Raw genomic sequence first — 18,007 nt, forward strand, 5'->3', positions numbered from 1 at the left:
GTAGTAAGGAAAGAAGCCGTGCTATACATATTTGCAAATCCCCCCGCATAAGATTGTAAAAACGTCCTAAGCAGGGGGATTTTCTTGAAGGAATATATTGAAGAGCGTGCAGTTGCCATAGCCAACTACATCATAGACTATCATGCTACGGTAAGGCAGACGGCGAAGAAATTTGGTATCTCCAAATCTACGGTACATAAGGATGTAACAGACCGTTTAGAGCACATCAATCCTTCCCTGGCAGCCCGGGCTAGAGTGATTCTCGACATCAACAAATCCGAGCGTCACATCCGGGGAGGCCTGGCTACGAAAGAGAAATACCAGCACAGGCTGGCCATGTGCAGCAAAGATTCAGACCGGTAAGTTATGATGACTGCATGGAATACATGCGGGAGGGGACCGCTGTCCGGACCGTCAAAGGAGTACGGTCCCGGACAGCGGTCTCTTTTTTTAGCCCGAAGCTGGTGAGAAGTGCGGTGTCCGCCAGTTCCATCTGTCCGGGTGAGAGCTGTCCTATGTACTCTTTTAAGCGGCAGCGGTCGATGGTTCTTACCTGTTCGAGAAGGATGGTGGAATCGCATTTTAAACCGCTTTCCTCTCTGGTGACCGGTACGTGGGTGGGAAGCTTAGCCTTGGTTGTCCTGCTGGTAATGGCCGCGACGATCACGGTGGGGCTGTGACGGTTTCCCGTGTTATTCTGTACGATCAGTACGGGGCGCAGTCCGCCCTGCTCGGAACCGATCACCGGTGATAAGTCGGCATAGTATAAGTCACCGCGCAGCACAAGTTTTTCTTTATATTTATCTGATAAATGATTCATCATGGTCTCCTCCTGTTAATACATCTATGTCAATCATTTGCGGAAACGGTCCTGGCCCTTGGCGGTTGTCCGTCTCCTGTCGTTCTGTTTATGAGTATTTCCACTGGTCCGGAAGATAAACAGGTTTTCCGATGAAAATTTTAGAAAAAACGGAAGGGATTACCTTTTGCATACGGATTTTGGAAAATCCGCATATTCCCCGGCATGGACGAATAAGATAGTAATAATCAACATAAACGGGGAGAGTGCTATGAAGAGTTTATTGAACAGAAAATGGATGCTGTTCATGTGCCTTTGCATGTGGGTTCTGGTTGTACGGACACTGAGCGGGTGCAGCATGAGCAAGGATGACGGAAACAAAGTACGGGACCTGGAATTTTCCGTGACAGCGGAAGCAGATATTCCACAGGAGCTAAAGCAGATTATTGCCGAAAAGCAGAAGACGCCGTTCAAGCTGACCTACAGCGACGACCAGAACTTATACATAGTGGTTGGATACGGAAAACAGGACACCGGCGGCTACAGCATCACTGTAAATGAGCTGTATCTGACGGAGAACTCCATCGTACTGGATACGGATCTGCTGGGACCGGAAAAAGGTGAAAGCGGGGGGACGGAACCCTCATTCCCCTTCATTGTCATCAAGACGGAGCTTTCCGAGCTGCCGGTGGTGTTCCAGTAGCCAGGCGGGAGGAAATGCGGCATGTCTGAGAAGAGGAGGCGCCAAACAGTCAAATGACTGTTTGACGCCTTTTTACTATTTTAAAAGATATAGAATTGCAGAAGGAAAAAACGTTAGACAGGCTGTCCTGGTACATCAGCCTTAGTGAAGGGGAGAATGTTTGCTGTACTTGATGTTGACTGGGAAGAGGAACTTTAAATTTCTGGAAATTGTCCTTTTTTCTTTCCACATCATATGATATACTATGGTATACTGTTTCACTAGGAATTAAATGGAAGGAAAATGGAAAGAAAATGGAAAGAAAAGGGGACGGATCGTATGATATTAAAGGATATATGGCTTGATGTAAAAGCCGTTCAGGAACGTGACCCGGCGGCGAGGAACGCCTTAGAGGTGCTTCTTCTTTATCAGGGCGTCCACGCGCTGATCTGGCACCGGTTTGCACACTGGTTTTATAAGCATAAGATGTTTTTTGCCGCCAGGCTGATTTCACAGATCGCCCGGTTTTTCACACTGATAGAGATTCATCCCGGGGCGCAGCTGGGCCACGGGATCTTAATTGACCATGGCTGCGGCGTGGTGATCGGCGAGACAACGGTAGTCGGAGATAATTGTACGATATACCAGGGCGTTACGTTAGGAGGCGTCGGCTTAAACAAGGGGAAACGCCACCCGACCCTGGGAAGCAACGTGACCGTAGGGGCAGGAGCCAAGATATTAGGGTCCTTCGAGGTGGGGGATAACTGTACCATCGCGGCAAACGCCGTATTGTTAAAGCCGCTTCAGGATAACGTGACGGCAGTGGGCGTCCCGGCCCGGGCTGTCAAGATCGACGGCGTGCCGATTCCCAAAAAGGAAAAGAATCTTGTGACCATGGATCACTACTGCAAGATGGAAGAGCGGATCCGGCAGATGGAGGAGACAATCGCGTCCCTTCAGGAAGAACTGGCGAGTGTCAGGAAAAAAGAGAACGTAGAATAGAGAAAAGAAGAAAAGCAGAAATGCAGAAAAGCAGAAAAGCAGACAGGAGCAGGCCGATCAGATGAAGGAACCAAAGACACGCTGCCAGCAGATCGAACGCAGCATTATCAAGAATTACCGCAAGGAAATATGGCGCCCCTTTGTGGATGCGCTGAATGAATATAAGATGATCGAGGAGGGAGACAACATTGCTGTCTGTATTTCCGGCGGCAAGGACTCCATGCTGCTGGCAAAGTGTATGCAGGAGATTCTCCGCCATGGTAAGATGAAATTCGGGCTTCATTTTCTGGTGATGGATCCGGGATACCATCCGGCGAACCGGAAGCTGATCGAGGAAAATGCAGCCCTGATGGAGATTTCTATCGAGATATTCGATTCCGACATCTTCGACGTGGTGGTAGATGTGGATGAATCTCCCTGCTACCTCTGCGCGCGTATGCGGCGCGGATTCCTCTACGCCCATGCGAAGGAGCTGGGATGCAATAAGATAGCGCTGGGGCATCATTTTGACGATGTGATCGAGACGGTGCTTATGAGCATGCTGTACGGCGGGCAGGTCAATACCATGATGCCGAAGCTTCACAGCACGAATTTTGAAGGGATGGAGCTTCTGAGACCGCTGTACTTTGTGAAGGAGCGGGCAATTATCGACTGGAAGGAAGAGAACGGCCTGCATTTTCTGCAGTGTGCCTGCCGGTTCACGGAAGCCATCGCAAAGGAACGGGCCATGCGAGCCGAAAGTGCCGCGTCAGACGGGATGGCCGGCGGCGATATCGTTCACTCCTCGAAGCGTCAGGAGATGAAGGAACTGATTGAGGAATTCCGAAAGATCAATCCCAACATTGAAAACAACATTTTCAAGAGCGTAACCAACGTCAACCTGGACGCCTGCATCGGATACGTGAAGAATGGGGAGCGCCATCATTTTCTGGATGAATATTAACGTAATATTGGAACATGCACCTGCATAAACTTTCTTAAAGGAATATAGAAGGTAAGGCAGGTGCTTTTTTATGTTGGAGCTGGTGAAGAAAAACATACATATGAACCGTTGGAAAGGAAACGCCACGTCACAGATAACCCTCGACGATGATTTTATCGTTCCGGATACTATGGACGATGTGGATCAGGTCATTCTCGATTCCGGTGAAATCGTCATCGAATCCGTGAAAAACCAGGGAGAACGGGTCCTGGTGCGCGGGAAAATGGATTTTAATGTCTTATACAGGAAGTCAGAGGGAGGTCTGCAGGCTCTGGGCGGTTCCATTTCCTTTGAGGAACCCATCAATGTGCCGGGGCTGGAAGAGAAGGACTATGTCCAGCTGGGATGGGATCTGGAAGATTTGAATGCCGGCATGATCAATTCCAGAAAGCTAAGCATCAAGGCTATTGTCACGCTGGAAGTAAAGGTGGAGACTCTCTATGACGTGGAGGCTGCCGTAGAATTGGACACCGGTATGTCTGGCGCAGGAGCGCCGGCCATGATGGGAGGCGCCAGCGATTTAAATGGAACGCCTCAGGTAGAGGTTCTGCGCCGCAATGTGGATGTGGCTGCGATCGCGGTGCGCCGCAAGGATACATACCGGATCAAGGAGAATTTACAGCTGTCCGGAAATAAACCGAACATCGATCACATTCTGTGGAGCGAGATGAAGCTCCGCGGCATTACCACCAGGCCGTTAGACGGCAAAATGGTGCTGGATGGGGAGCTGATGGTCTTCGTCATTTATCAGGGAGAAGGGGAAGACGCGCCGGTTCAGTGGCTGGAAGAGAGTATTCCATTTACCGGAGAGCTGGATCTATCCGAGGCTTCCGAGGAGATGGTGCCCTCTGTGTCGGTTCATCTGATTCACCGGGAAATTGAAGCGAAGCCCGATTATGACGGGGAAATGCGGGAGCTCGACGTGGATGCCGTCCTGGAGCTGGATATGAAGCTCTATCGGGAAGAGAGCATGGAACTGTTAAGCGATCTCTACTCCACGAACCGGGAGCTGACTCTTGAGACGGGAGACGCATGCTTCGACAAGGTGCTCACCAAGAATATGAGCAAATGTAAGATTGCTGAGAAATTAAACATGGATCACGCGGACCGTATCCTTCAGATCTGCCACAGCGAGGGCGTGGTGAAGATTGACGAGACGGAGGTCAAGGAGGATGGACTTCACGTGGAGGGCGTGCTGGAGGTAAGTCTGCTCTATCTGACCGCGGACGACAGCCAGCCGATTCAGTCCTCTGTGGAGGTGATTCCGTTCATTATCTAATCGAGGCGCCAGGGATCAACGAGAAGACCATCTGCCAGCTGGTTCCGGGACTGGAGCAGATGAGCGCCGTGATGATGGGCGGCGGCACGGTGGAGGTGAAGGCCACGATCGCGCTGGATTTGCTGGCCCTTCAGCCGGTATGCGAGCAGGTGATCAAAAATGTATCGGAAGCCCCGATGGACTTAAAAAAACTGCAGCAGATGCCGGGAATTGTGGGCTATATCGTCCAGCCCGGAGATTCTCTGTGGAAAATTGCAAAAAAATTCCATACAACGGTGGAAACGATCATGACGACCAATGGGCTGACCGACAGTCTGATCAAGCCGGGAGACCGTCTGCTGCTGGTGAAGGAAATGTCATAGACCGATGGAACATTTATGAGCGTGGGGCACAGCTGACGGGCTTGAATTTTCAAACACGCTAAAGCCCTGTGCTGCTGTGAGGAAGATCAAAAAGGAGATGGTGCGGCGTATGCGGCAGAATCTCCTTTTTGCTGGTATGAGGCGCTGCTAGTCCTTTTTGGCGGACTTTGCAGCGCCTTTTTTCCTGCGCGGATTTTTCTCGCAGAAAGGCGGGAACTTCTTCTCTTTCTCGTGATGCTCTCTGCAGGCGCCGCAGTCGCCGTGGCGGGGGCATTTTACCCATTTACAGGGACAGGAGGCGCCTGTTTTATCATTTTTATTGTCCATGGCAGAAAACGGCCGCTTTGTCGAAAGCATGCCAAAACGAAGCTTCGTAACTGGCTACAGGATTAATATGCGCAGGCTGGGCGGAGACATTCACAGTGTAAACAGATAATTTGCTGCAGTTCACAGCCCTGTCGTCCACTGCAACGATAATTCCAGTGTATTTGGAAATTTTGTGTTCACACATCCGCCCCTTCTGTTATATAATATATTATAGCTATGCAGTACCCCAGACGGCGCCATAACGCATCCAGCTGGTGCTTGAAATAGATGACAGGGGAACATTCCTGGACGGTAGTGACGTGATTGCAAGACGTGATTACCGTTTACATAACATGGATCAGGGCGGCAGATGCAGGACGTCGTCCGAGCTGTTAGATGCGGCAAAGGTGTGAGTGATCGGGAATGTGAAATTTCAGAAACAGGAGCAACGGAAGATGAATTATACATATTTGTTGAAATGTGCAGACGATACGCTGTACTGCGGCTGGACAAACCAGCTGGACAAGCGCTTAAAGGCGCACAACGACGGGAAGGGCGCCAAGTACACCAAGGCGCGCAGGCCGGTGTCTCTGGCGTATTATGAGATTTTTGAGACGAAAGAGGAGGCCATGAGGCGTGAGGCCGCCATCAAGAAGCTATCCAGGAAGGACAAGCTGAAACTGGTGGCTGGCAGTCCGCTGTAATACTGGTACTGCGCTGTGTGATGAATGGTAAACCGGCGGAGGTATCAGGACAAATAAAAACCGCAGTTCTCTTCGGATTATTGGAAAAGAACTGCGGTTTTTTGTAATAGGAAAGTGCCCTTATTACATATAATGCCTTTCGGGCAGGATGCGCACTTCGCGCCAGAGAAATATGGTTGCTGAAGCAGCCGCGCTCCGGCGCGAGAGTCCAGCGGGCCGGACTCTTTGTTTTCTTATGCTACAAACTGATACATCATAATGTAGTGGCAGAGACTGCCGCCCATAACGAATAAGTGGAAAATCTCATGAGAGCCGAAATATTTATGCCTCGAGTTGAAGATCGACAGCTTCAGTGCATAGATGATACCGCCCACTGTGTAGATGATACCGCCGGCCAGAAGCCAGCCAAATGCAGCCCGCGGAAGGGCATTGATGATCTTTGTAAATGCCAGGACGCATACCCAGCCCATGGCGATGTAGAGTACAGAGGAGAACCATTTGGGACAATAGATCCAGCAGGCCTTGATGACAATACCGGCTATCGCGATTCCCCATACCAGTGCCAGAAGTCCCCAGCCGGTCCGGTCACCCAGGACGATTAAGCAGACCGGAGTATACGTTCCGGCAATCAGTATAAAAATCATCATGTGGTCAATTTTCTTTAGAATCCTGTTGACGTTTGGAGAAATATCCAGTGTGTGATAGATGGTGCTTGCCGCGTAAAGCAGGATCATACTGATGATAAATATGGACAGGGCAGCGAGGTGGAGCCTGTCGTCGGCCGACGCTTTTAAGAGAAGCGGTGCGGCGGCAAACAGTGCCATGAGCATGCCGATAAAATGTGTGATTGCGCTTCCGGGGTCCTTGATTTTAAATTTCATAATGTCTCCTCCTTGCCAATTAATGAAAAATATATGACATAGTTTTAAAAACTACATGTTCTCTTTTTATATACTATACAACTTGTGAGAGAAAAATGCAATGGATTTGCAAAAATTTTTAAGAAAATAATGTACAAGAAAAAATAAGATTATACTGAAATAATTTAAAAAACAGTGTAATATACTTATATACTTTATGCAGGGAGGAAATTACAATATGAATCAGACTATACAGGAATTATATGAGCGAAAATCCGTTCGCGCCTATGAGGAACGGCCCATCGAACCGGAGAAGAAGGAGATGGTAATTCAGGCGGCGATCCAGGCTCCAAGCGCAGGCAATATGACACTTTACTCTATTATCGATGTGACGGACCAGAAGCTCAAGGACACGCTGGCGGTTACCTGTGACAACCAGCCGTTTATTGCCAAAGCACCGATGGTGCTGGTATTCTGTGCCGATTACCGGAAATGGTACGACCTGTTTTTGCAGCATGAGGAGGAAGTCAGAAAGCCGGGCATGGGAGACTTTATGCTGGCCTCCTGCGACGCGCTGATCGCTGCCCAGAACGCGGTGGTGGCGGCTTCTGCCCTGGGAATTGGATCCTGTTATATTGGAGATATTTTGGAGCGGTACGAGACGCACAGGGAGCTGCTTCATCTGCCAAAGTATGTGGTGCCTACCGCCATGGTAGTGTTCGGCTACCCGACAAAGCAGCAGCAGGAACGCGAAAAGCCGGTTCGTCTGCCGGAAGCGGCGGTGGTATCTGAGAATACATACCGTCAGATGGAAGCAGAGGAGTATGCATCGGTTTTGTCTGACCGCCAGGGAAAGACAGAAGAAGAATTTGACCGCTGGCTGCGTGCATTCTGCAAGCGGAAATGGAATTCGGATTTCAGCGCGGAGATGAGCCGGTCCGTGGGAGTGATGATGAAGGAGTGGGCTGAGTAGAGACGTGTAAGAAATGGTAACCGGGCAGAAGCAGGAAGCGAGCGAAAGCGAGGACTGGGCAGAAGCAGAGAACATAAAAAACAGGAGTAATAAGGATGCTGAATATACTGTATGAGGATGACCAGATCATTGTTGTGGAAAAGCCGGTGGGAATTGAGTCGCAGTCCAACCGGACCTTTGAGCCGGACATGGTCAGTGAAGTGAAGAAACATATCAACAATTTGTCCCCAAAAAAGGGGGAACCATATGTGGGAGTTATCCACAGGCTGGATAAGCCGGTTGGTGGAATACTTGTTTTTGGAAAAACAAAAGAAGCTGCGGGGGCTTTAAGTAAGCAGGTTTCCGGGCATCAGATGGAGAAAAAGTATCTGGCTGTTATTTGTGGAAAACCTGTGGATAACTTTGGGACATACGTGGATTATTTGTGGAAAGACGGGAAAAATAATATTTCTAAAATTGTGGATAAGGGGATAACCGATGCGAAGAGGGCGGAATTAAGCTATCGGGTCCTGGAGGAGCTGGAGGGAGAGGAGGGCCCGCTCTGCCTCGTGGAAATCGATTTGAAGACAGGACGCCACCATCAGATCCGCGTTCAGTTTTCCGGACATGGATCTCCGCTTTTGGGCGATTTGAAATACAATCCGGCCGGACCGAAGGTGGCCGGCCAGAGAAACGTAGCTCTCTGCGCCTGGAAGCTTGCCTTTACTCATCCGGGGAATAAAAAGAAGATGGAGTTTACGGTAAAGCCGCAGGGGACGATATTTAATAAATTTAAAATAATCACAAAAAAGTAAAGTAAAACGCATACATAACTATACCTCATTCTGGTAAAAATAGAAAAGACCGAGGAGGTGTTTATTCTATATGAAACAGAATGAAGGGAAAAAGGAAAGAAAATCACTGGTTTTCCGTTTCCTCAATACCGTAGAGCAAGTGGGCAACCGGCTGCCTCATCCGATTACTATGTTCGCAGCGCTTGCCCTTTTTATCGTCTTATTATCGGGAATCCTGGCTGCGGCCGGGATTTCGGCGGAAGGCGAAGTGATAGACAGTACGACAATGGAAGTGACGACGCAGACCGTGTCGGTGGTCAGCCTGATGGACCGCGACGGTCTCGTATATATGCTGACTCATATGGTAACCAATTTTACGGAGTTTGCTCCGCTGGGCGTGGTTCTGGTGACTATGCTGGGCGTGGGCTGCGCAGAGGGCAGCGGATACTTGTCGGCGCTGCTGAAGAAGACGGTGTCGGTTACGCCCGCGAAGCTGGTAACGCCCATGTTAGTATTTCTCGGTGTCATGTCTAATGTGGCTTCGGACGTAGGGTATGTGGTGCTGATTCCGTTGGGAGCAATGGTGTTTCTGGCATGCGGCCGCCATCCGATCGCCGGAATTGCCGCGGCGTTTGCCGGTGTGTCCGGCGGCTTCTCCGCCAATTTGCTGATCGGAACGCTGGATCCCATGCTGGCCGGTATCAGCTCCGAGGCGGCGCAGCTGGTCTCCCCCGGCTACGTTGTGGAGCCGTCCGCAAACTGGTATTTTATGATCGTGTCCACCTTTTTGATCGTGGCGCTGGGCAGCTGGGTGACGGACCGGATCGTGGAACCGCGTCTGGCTGGAAGCGTAAAACAGACTTACGGGGAAGAAAGCGAAGGCGGCGCGGCCGTGTCTCTGACCGGGCGGGAGAGAAAGGCGCTCCGCCTCGCCAATATAAGCTTTCTTGTACTGGCCGCGGCGATCGCCCTGCTGGCATGGCCGCAGGATTCCTTTTTCAGGAACCCGGAGACGAAAAGTCTGATTTCCTCTTCTCCGTTTATGACGGGCCTGATCGTGCTGATCGCCCTGCTGTTCTTCGTGCCTTCCGTGGTTTACGGCCGTGTTTCCGGCGCGTACAAAGGCGAGAAGGATGTCTGCGCCCAGCTGGGAAGCAATATGGAGGCCATGGGCGGTTATATTGCCCTGTCATTTGCGGCGGCTCAGTTTATCAGCTACTTTAATTATACGAAGCTGGGGACGATCCTGGCGCTGAAGGGGGCAGACGTTCTGGGCCATATCGGGGCGGGAGGGCCGGTTCTGATGGTACTTTTTATTCTGCTGGCAGCGGTCATCAATCTGTTCATGGGCTCCGCCTCCGCCAAATGGACGATTCTGGCGCCGGTTTTCGTACCCATGTTTATGCTGCTGGGCTACTCGCCGGAACTGGTCCAGGTGGCGTACCGCATCGGGGATTCTGCTACCAACCTGATTACGCCGCTGATGGCCTACTTTGCCATGGTGGTGGTCTTTGCTAAGAAGTATGATGACAATTCCGGGATCGGGACGCTGGTATCCACCATGCTTCCATACTGCATCTGTTTCCTGATCGGCTGGTCGCTGCTGCTCATCCTGTGGATGGGGGCCGGACTGCCTCTGGGACCGGGAGCGGGTCTGATGATTTCATAGGAAAATAAGAGAGAGCCGGACCTCGGCGCGCTGAAAGAAAAGCGCCGGGGTCCGGTTTCTTTTTCAAAGGCCGCCGCCCCTTTGTGCATCTGCACAATCGCTGAATGAGAATTCAAATAAATGCATAAAGAATGCCCCGGCAAATTGACAAAGAAAATGGTTTGTTTTAAAATGACAACGTAGGACAAAATGAAACAGAACATAGGACAAAATTAAACGGAGAGAGGGTGGTTGAGATTCAAAAAGCAAATATGATGCAGATAGCCGAGCACTGCGGCGTGTCTTTGAAGACGGTATCCAGGGTATTAAATCATCCCGAGCAGGTGAGTCCGAAGACGAGGGACGCGGTGCGGAAATCGATGGAGCAGTGCGGCTTCCAGGTAAACCTTCTGGCCAAAGGTTTAAAACAGAACAGAACCAATATTATCATTGTTTTTCTGGACAAGCACAACGGCGATTATATGAACTTATGGAGAAGCGAGATGCTTAAGTATCTGTTCCGCTATTCCAGCGGTATCGGTTTGAAGATCATTGTGTCTCCATCCGACAGCCACGGTTTTCTGGAAGATGAGACGGATGGATTTTACCTGCTTTCCAGTGGTATCGCTGATGGCGCCATACTGCTGGAACATATGGCAAAAGATCAGAGAATCGAGTATTTGAAACGGACCGGAACTCCGTACGTAGTCCTCGGACAGCCGGAGGAACAAGATATACCGGCGGTCAGCCTTGACAACTTCGATGTGGGGTTAAAGGGAGGCGGATACTTAAAAGAGAAAGGCTTTAAAAAGATTTGTTACCTGACCAATGACGCGAATTTCTATTCTACGAAGCTGCGTGTCGGCGGCTTTTTAAAGGCAGTCCCGGAAGGCCGCGTCGTTTATGGCGTAAAAGACGCAAAGACCGCGTATGAAAGAACCAGGGAGCTGCTGCAGGAAGGGGCAGCAGACAGTATTTTCACAAATGGAGACAACCGTTTCCTGGGAATCTACAGGGCCGCAGCCGAGTGCGGATACAGAATACCCCAGGATTTGGGCGTGTTGTCGGCAGACGATCTGGCCGTCAACGAGGAAGCATATCCGTCCCTGTCATCTCTGGGTCAGGACTTTGAAGGTTTGGCGGAGAACTGCATCACCCTGCTCCAGTCCCTTCTTCAAAAGAAGCAGTGTCATGAGGCACTGATCCGCGAGCAGATTTTCCTGCCATCCACCATTAAGGAACGGGAATCAACCAGAAGTACCGGCGCAGCCGGGACAGAGTAAAGAAAATTAAAAAGTCTATATAATAGAAGAGTTTGGAGGAAGCATCATGAAGAAGCTTGTAGCTACGGCGCCGAGAGTAGCCGAATTAAAGGATTATGAGGACAGACCGATTCAGAGCAACGAAGTGAGAGTGAAGGTAGAGTTTGCCGCACCGAAGCATGGAACGGAGTTAGCCGATTTCAGAGGCACAACACCATTTATCAATGGAAAATTCGATAATGACTGGAAGGTATTTGTGGAGAGAGCCGCGGATGAGCCGCGGGGAATTGAGTTCGGCGATCTTCCCATCGGCAATATGTTTGTCGGAACCATCATTGAGGCAGGCGCTGATGTTACGGAATATGCGGTAGGCGACAGAGTCTGTTCCTACGGACCGATTAAGGAGACAGAGATTGTCAATGCCGTGGACAACTATAAGCTGAGAAAGATGAGCAGGGAAGCTTCCGCGAAAAATGCCGTCTGCTACGATCCGGCACAGTTCGCATTGGGCGGAATTCGTGACGCCAACGTCCGCTCCGGCGACAATGTGGTCGTAATCGGACTGGGCGCCATCGGACAGCTGGCGGTACAGATGGCAAAGAAGTCAGGCGCCTCCATCGTGATAGCGGTGGACCCCATTGAAAAGAGAAGAGAGATCGCAGGAAAGTACGGTGCCGATTACTGCTTCGACCCGACCGCCTGTGACGTGGGATACGAGATCAAACGTATTACCGGAAAGATGGGTGCGGATGCGATTCTGGAGACCAGCGGCAGCGTGCAGGCCCTTCAGTCTGCGTTAAAGGGGCTGGCATACGGCGGAACTATCGCTTATCTGGCATTTGCAAAGCCATTTCCGGCGGGGCTCTGGCTGGGACAGGAAGCTCATTATAATTACGGCAAGATCGTTTTTTCAAGAGCGTGCAGTGAACCGAATCCGGATTATCCAAGGTGGAACAGAAAGAGAATCGAGGATGTGGTCTGGGATATGCTGATGAGCGGATATTTAGACTGCTCCGAGATCATCGATCCGGTCGTGAAATTTGAAGATTCAGCAGAGGGCATCTGCACTTATATGGATAAGGAACAGGAAAAGAGCATAAAGATGGGCGTTACATTTGGAGGTGAAGAATGATGCTGCTTGGTACACAGGACAGGGATTTTTTCCCGCAGGACCTGACAGAAAAATTTAAATTTGTAAAATCAATCGGCTTTGAATGCTTTGAGATCGATGGAAAGGTGCTGATGGAAAAGCCGGACGAGATTAAACGGGCAGTCGAAGCTTCCGGCCTTCCGGTTTCCAGCGCCTGCGGCGGATACCGCGGTTGGATCGGCGATTTTATCGAGGAGAAGAGACTGAACGGCATCGCCGATTTGAAGGTGATCATCCGGAATTTAAAGGAAGTAGGAGGAACCGGCGTGGTGGTTCCTGCGGCCTGGGGCATGTTTACATACCGCCTTCCTCCAATGGTATCTCCGAGAAGCCGGGAAGGGGACAGAAAGGCAATTCTGGATTCTTTGAGCCAGCTTGAGGAGACGGCGAAGGAGTGCGGCATCTACATCTACTTAGAGCCGTTAAACCGGTATCAGGACCATATGTTAAATACGACGGAAGACGCAGTTTCCATCATCGACGAAGGAAAATTTGAGATGGTGAAGATTACGGGCGATTTCTATCATATGTCCATCGAGGAGGATGATATCTCCGAGACGCTGGAAAAATATAAGGATTATATCGGCCATATCCACATCGCGGAGAATCACAGATACCAGCCGGGTACGGGAAGCATTGATTTCAGACGCCATATGGAGACGTTAAAGAGGATTGGATATGACGGAGCGGTTGTGAATGAGGGAAGAATCCGCGGCGAAGATCCGCTGAAGGTCTATGTGGATTCCATTGCTTATATGAAGCAGTTTATGTAAAACAGTTTATGTAAATCATTTCATGCATTACCAGCAATTGCAATACAGGGAGAAGGCCATGAGCAAACTTAAGGTAGCAGTTATCGGGTCCGGGCAAGTAGCCCGGACCTCCCATATCAATCATTATAAGAGCCTCCCGGACGTGGAGGTAAGCGCGGTCTGCGATGTGAATCCGGACGCGGCGAAAATGGCGGCCGATGAGTTTCAGATTCCATCCTGGTACACAGATGCCGGGACCATGCTTGAGGAGGTCCGTCCGGACGCGGTCAGCATCTGTGTGCCGAACAAGTTTCACTGTGATATGACGTGTCTCTGCCTGGAACACGGCTGCCACGTCCTGTGTGAGAAGCCGCCGGCGATCACGGAGGAAGAAGCGGAGAAAATGCGGGATACCGCGAGGCGGTGCGGAAAGATCTTAACGTTTGGGTTTCATTTCCGCCATGCGGAAAAGATCGCCTTTCTGAAGAGAAAGATCGAAGCCGGTGAGATGGGAACTCTGTACGCCGGGGACGTGACCTGGCTTCGGCGAAGAGGGATTCCGGGATGGGGCAATTTCACAAACCCGGAGATGCAGGGAGGCGGTCCTCTGATCGATATCGGCGCTCACATGCTGGATCTGGCCGCCTGGCTGCTGGATTACCCGGAAGTATCCTATGTCTGCGCCTCCTCCTCGGACCTGATCGGAAAACAGGGCGGAACGGGCTTCATGGGAAGCTGGGACGGCGCCAGATTCGGCGTGGAGGACGGCCTGTTCGGATTCATTCGATTTTCCAATGGCGGTTCCTTACATATAAGAACCTCATTTGCGGTCAATATCGCCGATAAGGAAGAGAGAAATGTCCGCCTGTACGGCAGCAAACGGGGATTCAGCGTGTTTCCCTTAGGAATCTACGGCGATGAGGACGGACAGCAGGTGAACGCGGTCTATCCCTTTGATGAGACGAAGGACTGGCATTACGACTGCATCAGAAACTTTGTGGAGAGCTGCATGGGCCGGGCGGATATTCTTGTTACGCCGGATCAGGCCGTTTATGTGCAGAAGCTGATTACCGGTTTATACCGATCCGCTGGAACGGGAAGACCGGTTATATATGGGAATGGAAATCTATGATCTATTACAAAATAGAGGAGAAGGAAAAAGGATTCCGTTTTTATGAGCCGGAACGGAATCCGGATTATAACAGAAAGACAGAAGCCGTTTTCGCACAGTGCAACGGCTTTCTGGGTATCCGGGCGTCTTTCGAGACGAAGCAGCTCGATGAGTCGAGGGGAACCTTTATCGGCGGCCTGTACCATAAGGCCGGTGTTCATGAGGTGACGGAGCTGGTGAACTGCCCCGATGTTACCGAATTCAGAATTCGTATTAATGGGGAGAACCTGCGGCTGGATTCCTGCTGTCTGACGGATTACGACCGCTCTCTGTATACAAGATACGGTGAACTGGAGAGCCGGATCGGATGCGAAATGAAGGCGGCCGGTAGTGTCACGCTTACCTCCAGGAGATTCGCATCTGTGGACAACCGGCGGCTGTTTTGCCATCAGCTGTCGGTCTCCTGTGAGAAAGGCGGTATTCTGGAGCTTTCCACCGGAATCAACGGACAGATTACAAACAGCGGAGTGTCCCATTTCGACCATATGGAGGCCAGAGTATTTGAAAAAAAACGGATGTTCCTGGAATGCGGATGCGACGATGGGCAGATACTATCTGTTATGACGGTATGCAGCACAGGCGAAAGCCGTGAGACGGCGGCCTTTCATCTGGAATGGAGAGGAATCTGTCAGGACTTTAAAAAAGAGCTTCGGCCGGGAGAGGTGTGGACAATCTGTAAGTATACGCTGTTTTATGTGGAAAACGGCGAAGAAGCTGCCGGAAAGACGGCCGGTCAGACCGTGACGGAGATGACGGATGTCCTGGAGGAAGCGGAGGAGGCTGGCTGGGGCGGGCTGAACCGCCGCCACAGAGAGGCATTTGACCGATTCTGGGATATGGCGGCCATTGAGATCACTGGGGCATCGAAGGAAGAGCGGGCCGCCGTGGAATTCGCAGAGTATCATCTGGCGGGTATGGTTCCCTGGGACGGCTGTTCCTGCAGTGCGGCTGCAAAGGGACTGACCGGGGAAGGCTATAAGGGCCATGTCTTCTGGGATACGGAGATCTTCATCATGCCATTTTTTATTTATATGTTTCCGGAGACAGCGAGGAATCTGCTGCTTTACCGGTACCATGGCCTTGCAGGGGCGCGGAAGAAGGCAGAAGAGTACGGATACTCCGGAGCCATGTATCCCTGGGAGGCGGCGTCCTCCGGCGAGGAGGAAACGCCTCTTTACGCGGCAATCGACATCCATACGGGAAAGGCCGCGAAGGTATGGTCGGGAATCAAGGAGCACCATGTGACCGCGGATATCATTCATGGACTGATTTCTTACTATCAGGCGACCGGCGACCGGGAGTTTATGGAGCAGTACGGATGCCGGATGATTCTGGAGACCGCTGTGTTCTGGCACAGCAGAGCTGTCTGGAACGAGGAGAAGGGCCGTCTCGAGATTCGTGATGTGATTGGTCCGGATGAGTACACAGAGCATGTGGACAATAACGCATATACCAACTACATGGCTTATGAAAATGTAAAAGCGGCGGGAGATGTCCTGGCCTCCTGGAAACACCCTCTGGCGGATTCCTACCGGGAGGAAGGATGGAGCGAGCGGTTTGACCATTTTCTTCGCTGCCTCTATCTGCCGGAGCCGAATGATGAGAAGATCATTCCGCAGGATGACACCTTCCTCAGTAAAAAGAAGCTGCCGGACATTGAGAAATACAGGAATGCGGATGTGCGCCAGCTGATCTTAAAGGACTACAGCCGCAGCCAGGTAGTGGACATGCAGGTACTGAAACAGGCGGATGTGGTCATGCTGCTGGAGCTTCTGCCAGGCCGGTTTGACGCAGAAACCGTTAAGAAAAACGTGGAGTTTTACGAGGCACTGAACACTCACGATTCCTCCTTAAGCCTCTGTGCTCACGCCGAGGCGGAGGCTGTGATTGGGGAAATGGACATGGCGATGAAATTTTTCCGTCAGGCGATGGAGATTGATCTCTGCGAGGGATATAAGGATTCTGCGGAAGGAATTCACGCTGCATCGCTGGGTGGGATCCTTAACTGCCTCCTGAGGGGATTTGCAGGGATGAAAACGGATGGCGGAACTTATCGGTTTACTCCACATCTGCCGGACCACTGGCAGTCCATACGTTTTTCCTTTATGGATCATGGAAAGAAGAAAACGGCCGTGGTGTCTGGCAGTCCATTCGAAGAACGGACTGCCAGAGAGGGGATGGAGATCACATGTACGAAAATTATCTGAACACAGAGAATGCGCAAAAGATTGCAGACGGGATTATGAAAATCATCCCCTGCAATATCAACATTACGGACACGGCCGGAGAGATCCTTGCAAGCGGTGACAAAAGCACGCTGGGAACGCTTCACAAGGGAGCGCTGACCGCACTGAAGCGGAAGGAAGCCTATGTGATATATGAGAGCACTCCCACGGAACAGAAGGGAGTCAGCCTTCCGATTATCTATAACAACAGCATACTGGGCGTGATTGCGATCGGCGGGGACGTGGAAGAAGTGATGCCCATTGGGCAGATCTGTTTATCCATCGCGGTTCTGACCATTGAAAACCGTCTGCTGAGCGATATGTCCTCCATTAAGGAAAGCCGTCTGAAGGATTTCCTGTATGAATGGATCGGCTTAAGCAAAGAACAGTACGATGACGCATTTTACGACCAGGCGGCGTATTTAGGCATCGATATGAAGATTCCGAGAACCGCTGTCGTCATAACCAGCAGCAGAATCCGTTACAGCATCATTGAAACCATAAAAAGCCATCTGGCGGCGGGAGAGTACATCGTGCGTCAGGGTATGGAGGAGGTCCTGATTCTGTTCCGGTCGGATAAAAGGCTGGAATCGCGTCTGGAGAAAATACTGGATATCAGCAAAGACCTGGAGAACTGTTATATTGGTGAATCCGATGTCATTGCCAGCAGAACGACAAACTCCGTCATGCAGACGTTTCACATAGCCAGGGCGCTGAATATCCGCAAACGGATTCTGTGCTACCACGAGGTTTCACTGGAATGTCTTCTTAATAATATAGAAGTGACCAGGGAGCTGGAAGAGATCCTGAAGCTTTTGGAGGAGCGGGATGTGGACGGCGTCCTGAAGGAGACGATAACCGCTTACGTGGAAGATAACGATAACTATGCCCAGATCTGCGATAAGCTTCATATACACCGCAACACGTTAAACTATCGTCTGGCAAAGATCGAAGAGCTGCTGAACCGGAACCCGAGACGGGCGAAGGATTTGATGATGCTCTATATCGCCGTGATTAAAATGGGCGGTGAAAAGTAAAAATGGCAATTGTGCAAATGCACAAAAGCGTAGCCCGGGT

17 protein-coding genes and 1 pseudogene are annotated in these 18,007 nt (G+C 50.9%); 15 read left to right on the top strand and 3 right to left on the bottom strand.

The features are described from left to right. The first annotated feature begins 84 nt into the window (after window positions 1-84). The gene (gene spoIIID / locus ACLTD4_RS06215) at window positions 85-363 is read left to right on the top strand and encodes a sporulation transcriptional regulator SpoIIID (protein ID WP_002601848.1); all 279 of its coding nucleotides are present in this window, start codon (window positions 85-87) and stop codon (window positions 361-363) included. A 1-nt stretch (window position 364) separates the two neighbouring features. Here the strand turns inward: spoIIID and ACLTD4_RS06220 are convergent, their stop codons facing one another. Then, on the bottom strand, window positions 365-823 hold the full coding sequence (locus ACLTD4_RS06220) for a type II toxin-antitoxin system PemK/MazF family toxin (RefSeq protein ID WP_117621132.1): 459 nt from the start codon (window positions 821-823) through the stop codon (window positions 365-367). A 274-nt stretch (window positions 824-1,097) separates the two neighbouring features. On the opposite strand from ACLTD4_RS06220, the gene ACLTD4_RS06225 reads away from it, so the two are divergent. The 4 genes and pseudogenes from ACLTD4_RS06225 to ACLTD4_RS06240 all read left to right on the top strand — a co-directional run bounded on the left by ACLTD4_RS06225 (window position 1,098) and on the right by ACLTD4_RS06240 (window position 5,106). Beyond that, the gene (locus ACLTD4_RS06225; protein WP_086022245.1) at window positions 1,098-1,502 is read left to right on the top strand and encodes a protease complex subunit PrcB family protein; all 405 of its coding nucleotides are present in this window, start codon (window positions 1,098-1,100) and stop codon (window positions 1,500-1,502) included. Window positions 1,503-1,820: 318 nt separating this feature from the next. Then, window positions 1,821-2,483, top strand: a complete 663-nt coding sequence (gene cysE / locus ACLTD4_RS06230) for a serine O-acetyltransferase (protein WP_117621210.1) — start codon at window positions 1,821-1,823, stop codon at window positions 2,481-2,483. 61 nt (window positions 2,484-2,544) lie between these two features. After that, a complete protein-coding gene (locus ACLTD4_RS06235) occupies window positions 2,545-3,426 on the top strand; it encodes a tRNA 2-thiocytidine biosynthesis TtcA family protein (protein WP_117621131.1) in 882 nt (293 codons plus the stop codon). Window positions 3,427-3,496: 70 nt separating this feature from the next. Beyond that, a pseudogene (locus tag ACLTD4_RS06240) lies at window positions 3,497-5,106 on the top strand (DUF3794 and LysM peptidoglycan-binding domain-containing protein). A gap of 147 nt (window positions 5,107-5,253) precedes the next feature. On the opposite strand, the gene ACLTD4_RS06245 reads toward ACLTD4_RS06240, so the two are convergent. Then, entirely contained in the window at window positions 5,254-5,433 is a 180-nt protein-coding gene (locus tag ACLTD4_RS06245) for a hypothetical protein (protein ID WP_117621130.1), read from the bottom strand. 434 nt (window positions 5,434-5,867) lie between these two features. On the opposite strand from ACLTD4_RS06245, the gene ACLTD4_RS06250 reads away from it, so the two are divergent. Beyond that, window positions 5,868-6,116 carry a GIY-YIG nuclease family protein gene (locus tag ACLTD4_RS06250; RefSeq protein WP_055654560.1) on the top strand — a complete coding sequence of 83 codons (249 nt, stop codon included), beginning with the start codon at window positions 5,868-5,870 and terminating at the stop codon, window positions 6,114-6,116. Window positions 6,117-6,349: 233 nt separating this feature from the next. Here the strand turns inward: ACLTD4_RS06250 and trhA are convergent, their stop codons facing one another. Continuing rightward, window positions 6,350-6,997 carry a PAQR family membrane homeostasis protein TrhA gene (gene trhA, locus ACLTD4_RS06255; protein WP_117621129.1) on the bottom strand — a complete coding sequence of 216 codons (648 nt, stop codon included), beginning with the start codon at window positions 6,995-6,997 and terminating at the stop codon, window positions 6,350-6,352. A gap of 217 nt (window positions 6,998-7,214) precedes the next feature. Between trhA and ACLTD4_RS06260 the strand changes: the two genes are divergently transcribed. From ACLTD4_RS06260 to ACLTD4_RS06300, 9 genes are all read left to right on the top strand, one after another. Beyond that, the gene (locus ACLTD4_RS06260) at window positions 7,215-7,949 is read left to right on the top strand and encodes a nitroreductase family protein (protein ID WP_117621128.1); all 735 of its coding nucleotides are present in this window, start codon (window positions 7,215-7,217) and stop codon (window positions 7,947-7,949) included. A gap of 95 nt (window positions 7,950-8,044) precedes the next feature. Continuing rightward, entirely contained in the window at window positions 8,045-8,743 is a 699-nt protein-coding gene (locus tag ACLTD4_RS06265; RefSeq protein ID WP_117621127.1) for an RluA family pseudouridine synthase, read from the top strand. Window positions 8,744-8,813: 70 nt separating this feature from the next. Then, on the top strand, window positions 8,814-10,391 hold the full coding sequence (locus ACLTD4_RS06270; protein ID WP_117621126.1) for an AbgT family transporter: 1,578 nt from the start codon (window positions 8,814-8,816) through the stop codon (window positions 10,389-10,391). Between the two features lie 227 nt (window positions 10,392-10,618). After that, window positions 10,619-11,653, top strand: a complete 1,035-nt coding sequence (locus tag ACLTD4_RS06275) for a LacI family DNA-binding transcriptional regulator (protein ID WP_055654571.1) — start codon at window positions 10,619-10,621, stop codon at window positions 11,651-11,653. Window positions 11,654-11,699: 46 nt separating this feature from the next. Continuing rightward, window positions 11,700-12,764, top strand: coding sequence for a zinc-dependent alcohol dehydrogenase (locus ACLTD4_RS06280; protein ID WP_117621125.1), 1,065 nt, complete (start codon window positions 11,700-11,702; stop codon window positions 12,762-12,764). Continuing rightward, the gene (locus ACLTD4_RS06285; protein WP_070102377.1) at window positions 12,761-13,555 is read left to right on the top strand and encodes a sugar phosphate isomerase/epimerase family protein; all 795 of its coding nucleotides are present in this window, start codon (window positions 12,761-12,763) and stop codon (window positions 13,553-13,555) included. The genes ACLTD4_RS06280 and ACLTD4_RS06285 overlap by 4 nt, the downstream gene beginning before the upstream one ends. A gap of 58 nt (window positions 13,556-13,613) precedes the next feature. Beyond that, the gene (locus ACLTD4_RS06290; protein ID WP_117621124.1) at window positions 13,614-14,666 is read left to right on the top strand and encodes a Gfo/Idh/MocA family protein; all 1,053 of its coding nucleotides are present in this window, start codon (window positions 13,614-13,616) and stop codon (window positions 14,664-14,666) included. Continuing rightward, window positions 14,663-16,912 (top strand): glycoside hydrolase family 65 protein, encoded by a 2,250-nt coding sequence (locus ACLTD4_RS06295; protein WP_117621123.1) that lies wholly within the window; start codon window positions 14,663-14,665, stop codon window positions 16,910-16,912. The genes ACLTD4_RS06290 and ACLTD4_RS06295 overlap by 4 nt, the downstream gene beginning before the upstream one ends. Beyond that, window positions 16,894-17,967 carry a CdaR family transcriptional regulator gene (locus ACLTD4_RS06300; protein ID WP_055654580.1) on the top strand — a complete coding sequence of 358 codons (1,074 nt, stop codon included), beginning with the start codon at window positions 16,894-16,896 and terminating at the stop codon, window positions 17,965-17,967. The genes ACLTD4_RS06295 and ACLTD4_RS06300 overlap by 19 nt, the downstream gene beginning before the upstream one ends. Window positions 17,968-18,007 lie beyond the last annotated feature (40 nt).

The sequence above is a fragment of the Hungatella sp. genome (assembly GCF_046966825.1).